The organism is Methylobacterium sp. E-016, from assembly GCF_022829745.1.
In the GTDB taxonomy this organism is placed as follows: Bacteria; Pseudomonadota; Alphaproteobacteria; order Rhizobiales; family Beijerinckiaceae; genus Methylobacterium.
In genome coordinates, this window is the sequence record NZ_JAKSYF010000088.1 from 20751 (window position 1) to 27439 (window position 6689).

General features: G+C 68.2%; 7 protein-coding genes. 1 reads left to right on the forward strand and 6 read right to left on the reverse strand.

The genetic code is table 11. The features are described from left to right. Positions 1-23: 23 nt before the first annotated feature. From MKK68_RS11885 to MKK68_RS11910, 6 genes are read right to left on the reverse strand one after another with little or no spacing between them, the layout of a single operon-like run. Positions 24-1577, reverse strand: a complete 1554-nt coding sequence (locus MKK68_RS11885) for an amidase (protein ID WP_147726768.1) — start codon at positions 1575-1577, stop codon at positions 24-26. 35 nt (positions 1578-1612) lie between these two features. Continuing rightward, positions 1613-2347 (reverse strand): ABC transporter ATP-binding protein, encoded by a 735-nt coding sequence (locus MKK68_RS11890; protein WP_147726766.1) that lies wholly within the window; start codon positions 2345-2347, stop codon positions 1613-1615. After that, the gene (locus MKK68_RS11895) at positions 2344-3081 is read right to left on the reverse strand and encodes an ATP-binding cassette domain-containing protein (protein WP_147726764.1); all 738 of its coding nucleotides are present in this window, start codon (positions 3079-3081) and stop codon (positions 2344-2346) included. The genes MKK68_RS11890 and MKK68_RS11895 overlap by 4 nt, the downstream gene beginning before the upstream one ends. Continuing rightward, on the reverse strand, positions 3078-4154 hold the full coding sequence (locus MKK68_RS11900) for a branched-chain amino acid ABC transporter permease (RefSeq protein WP_244030439.1): 1077 nt from the start codon (positions 4152-4154) through the stop codon (positions 3078-3080). Before MKK68_RS11900 ends, MKK68_RS11895 begins: the two co-directional genes overlap by 4 nt. 5 nt (positions 4155-4159) lie before the next feature. Next, the gene (locus MKK68_RS11905; protein ID WP_147728981.1) at positions 4160-5026 is read right to left on the reverse strand and encodes a branched-chain amino acid ABC transporter permease; all 867 of its coding nucleotides are present in this window, start codon (positions 5024-5026) and stop codon (positions 4160-4162) included. A gap of 6 nt (positions 5027-5032) precedes the next feature. Next, a complete protein-coding gene (locus MKK68_RS11910; protein WP_147728980.1) occupies positions 5033-6280 on the reverse strand; it encodes an ABC transporter substrate-binding protein in 1248 nt (415 codons plus the stop codon). Positions 6281-6408: 128 nt separating this feature from the next. On the opposite strand from MKK68_RS11910, the gene MKK68_RS11915 reads away from it, so the two are divergent. Beyond that, positions 6409-6689, forward strand: a 281-nt coding sequence (locus tag MKK68_RS11915) for an NAD(P)H-binding protein (RefSeq protein WP_244030440.1), incomplete at its 3' end; no start/stop codon positions are given.

Here is a 6689-nt window from a genome sequence, read left to right on the forward strand (position 1 = left end):
CCGTCCGATGCGGGGCGAACCCGTCAGCCAGCCGCTTCCAGAGTCGGAGCCAGGCGATGGTGTGTCGCCGCCTCATAGGCGTAGGCATAGCCGAGGAGGTCGGCCTCGCTCCACATCCGCCCGACGAAGATCAGGTTGAACGGCGCGTCCGACGCGTAGAAGCCCGCGGGGACCGTGACGCCGGGGAGCCCGGCGATGTTGATCTCGCAGACGGTGGTCTCGTTGATCGCGCGGCCGCCGTGGAGCGGTGGGAGTTCATCGCGCATCTGCGGGAAGACGAGGCCGTCGAGGCCGTGCTCATCCATGACGCGCTCGAAGATGGCGAGGTAGGCCTCGCGCACGGTGAGAAAACTCGAGAGGTCCGGCGGGGCGGACGGGTCGGCGAGGATGGGCGCGAAGGCGCGGATCGCGTGCAGGTAGTGAAGCACGCCACCCGGCGCGAAGGCGTCCTCTGCCTTCGTCGCCTCGGCGAAAGCGTCGACGTCGCGGAGCGCCGCGCTGGGTCCGAGCCGCGTCAGGTAGAGTTGCAGGTCGTAGGCGACCGATTCCATGCCACGGGCGTCGAAATGGTTGAGCCCCGGTGTCGGCTCGCCGAGGTCGGCGAAGCCCGAGCCGGCGAAGGGGTCGGCGATGAGCGTCGCGCCGCAGGCCGCGATCTCGCCTTGCGCCCGCGCGTAGAGCGCGGTCGCCTCGTCCGAGAGCGGCAGGTCGCGCCAGCCAGGCCCGAACAGGCCGAGGCGCTTGGACCTGAGCGCGTCGGTGGAGAGTTTGCTCGTGTAACCGCCCTTCGGCCGGCGGCCGATGCCGGCCACCGTCTTCGGGTCGGCGGGGGTGTAACCGGCGAGCACATCGAGCGTCAGTGCGGCGTCGCGCACGCAGCGGGCGATCGGGCCGACCACATCGCGGGTCGAGCCCGCCAGCGGCACGACACCGGCATTGGGGACCAGCGCGAAAGTCGGCTTGATGCCAACCAGCCCCTGCGCCGAGGCCGGGTTCTGGATCGAGCCGCCGGTCTCCTCGGCGAGCCCCAGCACCGCGAAGCTGGCGCCGACGGCGGTGGCCGTGCCGGCGCTGCTGCCGCCGGGCAGACTGTTCGGGGCAGCCGAGTTCAGGGTCGGACCGGCCCAGCTGTCGTTGGCATGGCTGCCCGTAGCACTCAGCACCGGGACGTTGGTTTTGCCGAGCATGACGCAGCCGGCCGCCCGCATCCGCGCCACGACCGGGGAATCGGTCTCGGGGATCAGATCGACGCCGCCGGCCTTTGCGCTCAGGAAGTGCCAGCCCGCGGTGGTGGGCAAGCCCGCCATGTCCATCGGGTCCTTGATCACCACCGGTATGCCGTCGAGCGGCCCGAGCGTCGTGCCCGCGATGCGGCGGGCATCGCTGGCGCGGGCGTCGGACAGGGCCTCCGGGTTCATAACGATGAGCGCATTGTAATGCGGATTGTGCACCGCGATCCGGTCGAGGAAGGCCTGCGTCAGCGCCTCCGACGTGACGCCCCTCGCAAACGCGTCGGCGGCGTCCGCCACGGTCATCTCGACGATCTCGATCTCCGGAATCATCTGTGCCGAATCCATCGTTGCCCTCTTTCGGTGTCGGTTTCGGGCCTCGATCAGGCCATGCCGACGAATTCGTCGATCATCGCTCGGTCGCGGGCGACCTCGGGCGGCACCTCGCGGGTGATCATCCCCTTCTGAAGGATGAGCACCCGGTCGGAGAGGCCTGAGATGAAGGACAGGTTCTGTTCCACCAGCAGCACGGTCAGCCCGCGGGCACGGGTGATGCCCTGGAGCGTCTCGATGATCTCCTCGATGATCGAGGGCTGGATGCCCTCGGTCGGCTCGTCGAGGAGGATGATCTTCGGGCTCGCGCAGAGGCAGCGGGCGAGCGCCAGCAATTGCTGTTCGCCGCCCGAGAGCGCGCCGCCGGGCCGGTCGAGATAGACCTTCAACCGCGGAAACACGTCGAGGATCGCAGCGATGGTGGCGTCCTCGGGCGTGTTCGCCAGCAGGCAGCCCATGCGCAGGTTCTCACGCACGCTCAAGGCGGGAAAGATTTCCCGCCCCTGCGGGACGTAGCCGATCCCGGCCCGCGCCCGCGCGGTGGGCGAGGCCCTGGTAATCTCGTGCCCGCCGAAGCGAACGCTTCCGGCGGTGGCCGGCAGGTAGCCCATCAGCGTGCGCAGCAGCGTGGTCTTGCCCATGCCGTTGTGGCCGAGGATACCGACCACCTCGCCGTCCGCGACCGACATCGTGATGCCGCCGAGGATCGGAATGCGGCCGTAGCCGGCATGCAGCCCCGCGACGGAGAGGAGCGGAGCCTTCGGGATCGGGTGAGGACCGTTCATGCCGCCTGCTTGCCCAGATAGACGTCGCGAACCCGCTGGTCGGCGAGCACGCGCCCGACCTCGTCCTCCATCAGGATCTTCCCCTGGTTGAACACCGTCACGGTCTTGGCGATCATCCGGATGAACGGCATGTCGTGCTCGACCACGATGACCGCATGCGTCCGGTTGATCTCGCGGATCAGGTCGGCGGTCCGGTGGACCTCCTCGTGGGTCATGCCGGCGGCTGGCTCGTCGAGCAGGATCAGTTCCGGCTCCTGCGCCAGCACGGTGGCGATCTCGACCCATTGCCGCTGGCCGTGGGCAAGCTGGCCCACGAGGCGTCCGGCGATGTCAGTCAGCCGGAGGCGTTCCAGCGTCTCGTCGACGATCCGCCTGGTGCGGGCGAGCGACTTGCGCCGGCAGCCGGCGATGAAGACGTTCTCGTGCACCGACAGGCCGTTGAAGACGTTGGGCACCTGCGTCTTGATGCCGACCCCGAGCCGGGCGATCGCGTGCGGATGCGCGGCGGTGATGTCGGTGTCGCGGAAGCGGATGCGGCCGGCGCTCGGCGTCAGCTGTCCGGTGAGCATCTTGAAGAACGTGCTCTTTCCCGCGCCGTTCGGCCCGATCAGGCAGCGCAGCTCGACCTCGTTGAGGGTGAAGTCGACGGCGTTCACCGCGGTGACGCCGCCGAAACGCATGGTCGCGCCCTCGGCCCGCACCAGCGGGCGAGCGGGCTTCGGGCCTCCCGTCATCGGCCGGTCCCTTCGGCAAGCGCCGGCTTGGGGGTCGGCGGCTCGGCGGCCGGCGGCGCGGCGCTCGCGGTGACAAGCCCGGTCGCGCGCTGCACGAGGCGGCGCGCCACCGGCACGAGGCCCTCGGGCACCAGCAGCACGAAGCCGACGAGCACGATCCCAAGGCCGAGATTGGGATCGAGCATCGACTGTCCGCCCGCGGTGATGATCAGCGCCTGGATCAGCACCGCCCCGAGCATCGGACCGATCAGGGTGCCGAGACCCCCGACGAGGACGAAGATGATCACCTGCGCCGACATCGACAGGCCGAACACCGTCGGACTGATGAAGCCGCCCCAGTTGGCGTAAAGGCAGCCGGCGAGCCCCGCGATCCCGGCTGAGATCGTGAAGGCGAGGAGCTTGTAGAGGCGCGGGTCGTACCCGATCAGCTGCGCGCGGGTCTCGTTTTCGCGGATCGCGACGACCACGCGGCCGAAGCGGCTCGCTAGGATGGCGCGCAGCAGCACGTAGACGCCGATCAGCGCGCCCATCGCCACGCCCCACAGGCCCTCGATGTCGAGCGGATCGCCGGGATCTCCGATCGGATTGATCACCGGGACCGCCGGGATACCGTTAAAGCCTCCGAGCTCCGCCTGGCCGATGCGGTACTGGCTGCCCGAGGTGGCGTTGAACAGCTGGAACAGGATCACCGAGACGGTGAGCGTGATGACGCCGACATAAGCGTCGCTGATCCGCCCGAAGAACATGAAGTAGCCGAGGGCGGCCGCAAACAGCATGGGCACCGCGATGGCGATCAGGATCGGCAGCGTGCTGTCGCCGAGATTGATCACCGAGACGGCATAAGCGTAGCCGCCCAGGCCTAAAAACGCCGCCTGCCCGAACGACATGATGCCGCCGTAGCCCCAGACGAAGCCCTGGCTCAGCGCGAACATCGCGAGCGCGGTGAACCCCGTCATCTGTACGAGGCCGAAGCTGTCGGTGAGGTGCGGCGCGCCGACGAGCAGGGCGAGGCCGCAGACCAGAACCGTGAGGAAGCCGGCGGCGCTCGCGAACCGTCCGGAGCGGGAGACCATGGGGTTCATAGGCTGCGCCTCAGGAAGCGGCCAGTGATGCCCTGCGGCAGCACGCGGATCAGCAGGATCGCGGCCAGCAGCAGCACCACGTCGCCGATGACCGGCGTGGTCCGGAAGGCGACGAGTTCGTTGATCGTGCCGAACAGGCCGGAAGCCAGCCCCGTGCCGGTGATGATCGCCGGACCGCCGCCGAGCACGGTGATGAAGGCGCGAGCGATGTAGGCGGCGCCCATCGCCGGCGAGACGCCGGAGATCGGCGCGAGGACGCCGCCGGCGAGCCCGGCGAGGCCTGCGCCGAGTGCGAAGGTCGCCATGTAGATCTGGTCCGGCGAGACGCCGAGTGCGGCGGCCATCTTCGGGTTCTGCATGGTCGCGCGCAGGATCAGCCCGAAGCGGGTCAGCCGAAGCAGCGCCAACATGCCGCCGAGCGCGGCAAGCGCGACCGCGATGATCACGAGGCTGTAGAGGCTCGCGCCATACCGCCCGATCTCGAAGCTGCCGACCGGCGTCGAGACCCCGCGCACGACGTTGCCGTAGAGCGTGGTCACGAGGCCGATCAGCCCGAGGCTGATGCCCCAGGTGGCGAGCATCGTGTCCATCATCCGCCCGTACAGGAAGCGGATTACGGTGCGCTCGATCACGAGGCCGATCAGGCCGACGACCAGCGGCGGCAGCACGAGCATCGCCACCCAGACGTTGATGCCGGCATCGACCGCCACGACCGCGGTGTAGGCGCCGAGCATCATGAACTCGCCGTGGGCGAGGTTGATGATCCGCATCATCCCGTAGATTACGCCGAGACCGAGCGTGATCAGCGCCAGCGTGGCGATACCGGTCAGAACGTTGAACCCGAGGAGCCCGACGAGATCCATGCCGGGTCAGCCCTTGAGGTCGGGGGTGAACTGCTTGTTGGTCTTGGGGTTCTTCAGGAGGTCGCAGGCGCCGCCTGTGTCCGACGGGAACTGGTCGGGGAAGGTGGCGAGCAGCTCCCAGGCCTTGTCCTTGGGACGCGCGAGGTAGGTGTTGCGGATGGTGTGGTGGGTCGCCCCATCCATCGTCACCTTGCCTGTGGGGCCTTCGTAGGAAATGCCCGATTCCAGCGCAGCGACGACCGCGTCGCGCTCCACCGAGCCGGCCTTCTTCACCCCTTCCGCCCAGAGCATGATGCCGTCGTAGGTGGCGGTGTCGAGCTCGCCGAGATCGGTGAGCTCGGCGCCGAACTTGGCCTGCATCCCCTTCACGAAGTCGATGCTCTTCTGCGCCGGCAGGTTGTTGTACCAGCCGTAGCAGGTGACGATGCCGTTGGTGGTGGAAGTGTCCATGGTGGTCAGCTCGTCGCCGAGACCGAACACGCTGGCGCCCATCGGAATCTTGCCCTTCATGCCGGCGGCGTCCCACTGGCGGTAGAAGCCGGAATGGTTGGCGCCGACCAGCGCCGAGAGCACCAGCTCCGGCTGCGCCTGCTGGATGCGGCTGATGGCGGAGGAGAAGTTCGTCACGTCGAGGGGGAAGAAGTCGGTGCCAGCGACCGAGCCGCCGCCGTCCTTCATGAACTTCGTCATCCAGTTCGCGGTGATGTGGCCGTAATTGTAGTCGGCGGCGACGATGTAGGCTTTCTTACCCCAGTTCTTCAGCGCGTAGTCGACCGTGTGGTTGACCGTCTGGGCCGGGGTCGAGCCGGTGCAGAACACGTTGCGGTCGCAGACGCCGCCCTCGTACTGGGTGTTGTAGAAGTAGAGGGTCTTGGAGCGTCCGAAGATCGGCCGGATCGCCTCCCGCGAGGCCGAGGTGATCCCGCCCTGGATGACGTCGACCTTCTCCTTCAGCGCCAACTGCTGCGCATATTGCGTGTAGAGCTGCATGTTCGACTGGGTGTCGTAGGCGATGATCTTCACGGGGCGCCCAAGCAGACCGCCGGTCTTGTTGATCAGATCGACCGCGTATTCGGTCGTCTCGATCATGCGCCTGCCTTCCAAGCCGAGCGCGCCGGTGCCGTCGAGCAGGCTCCCGAGCTTGATCGGCTCGGCGGCCAAGCCGTTGCGAGCGAAGAACGGCATCGCCACGGTGCCCGCAGCCAACGCACCGATCCGGAGGGCACCGCGCCGGCTGATGCTGTGGTAGTTCATGATAAGCCGCTCCGTTTCCGCGCCGGCCGCGATCCGGTGCCGGGGACGAGCAGGGCTTGGCAAGACCGATGCCAACAATTCCAACAAATCGCACATGCCTGCGTAAGCCGAGATCCGAGCTGACCCGGGTGCGGGTGCTGACCCGCGATCCCGCCAAGGCCCAATTCCCCGCCGGGGTCGAGGTCGCGACGGGCGACCTCCTCGACATCGACGCGCTGCGCCGGGCCTTCGCCGGCGTGCGCACGCTGTTCCTGCTGAATGCGGTGACCGGCGACGAGTTCACCCAGGCGATCGTCACCCTCAACCTCGCGCGCGAGGCCGGCGTCGAGCGGGTCGTCTACCTGTCGGTGTTCGGGGCCGACCGCGCCGTCGAGGTGCCGCACTTCGCGGTGAAGTTCGGGGCCGAGCG

Bases quoted from the DNA above. Each gene is read 5' to 3' on its own strand.
- MKK68_RS11885 (WP_147726768.1), bottom strand. From the start codon at position 1,577: ATGGATTCGGCACAGATGATTCCGGAGATCGAGATCGTCGAGATGACC.
- MKK68_RS11890 (WP_147726766.1), bottom strand. From the start codon at position 2,347: ATGAACGGTCCTCACCCGATCCCGAAGGCTCCGCTCCTCTCCGTCGCG.
- MKK68_RS11895 (WP_147726764.1), bottom strand. From the start codon at position 3,081: ATGACGGGAGGCCCGAAGCCCGCTCGCCCGCTGGTGCGGGCCGAGGGC.
- MKK68_RS11900 (WP_244030439.1), bottom strand. From the start codon at position 4,154: ATGGTCTCCCGCTCCGGACGGTTCGCGAGCGCCGCCGGCTTCCTCACG.
- MKK68_RS11905 (WP_147728981.1), bottom strand. From the start codon at position 5,026: ATGGATCTCGTCGGGCTCCTCGGGTTCAACGTTCTGACCGGTATCGCC.
- MKK68_RS11910 (WP_147728980.1), bottom strand. From the start codon at position 6,280: ATGAACTACCACAGCATCAGCCGGCGCGGTGCCCTCCGGATCGGTGCG.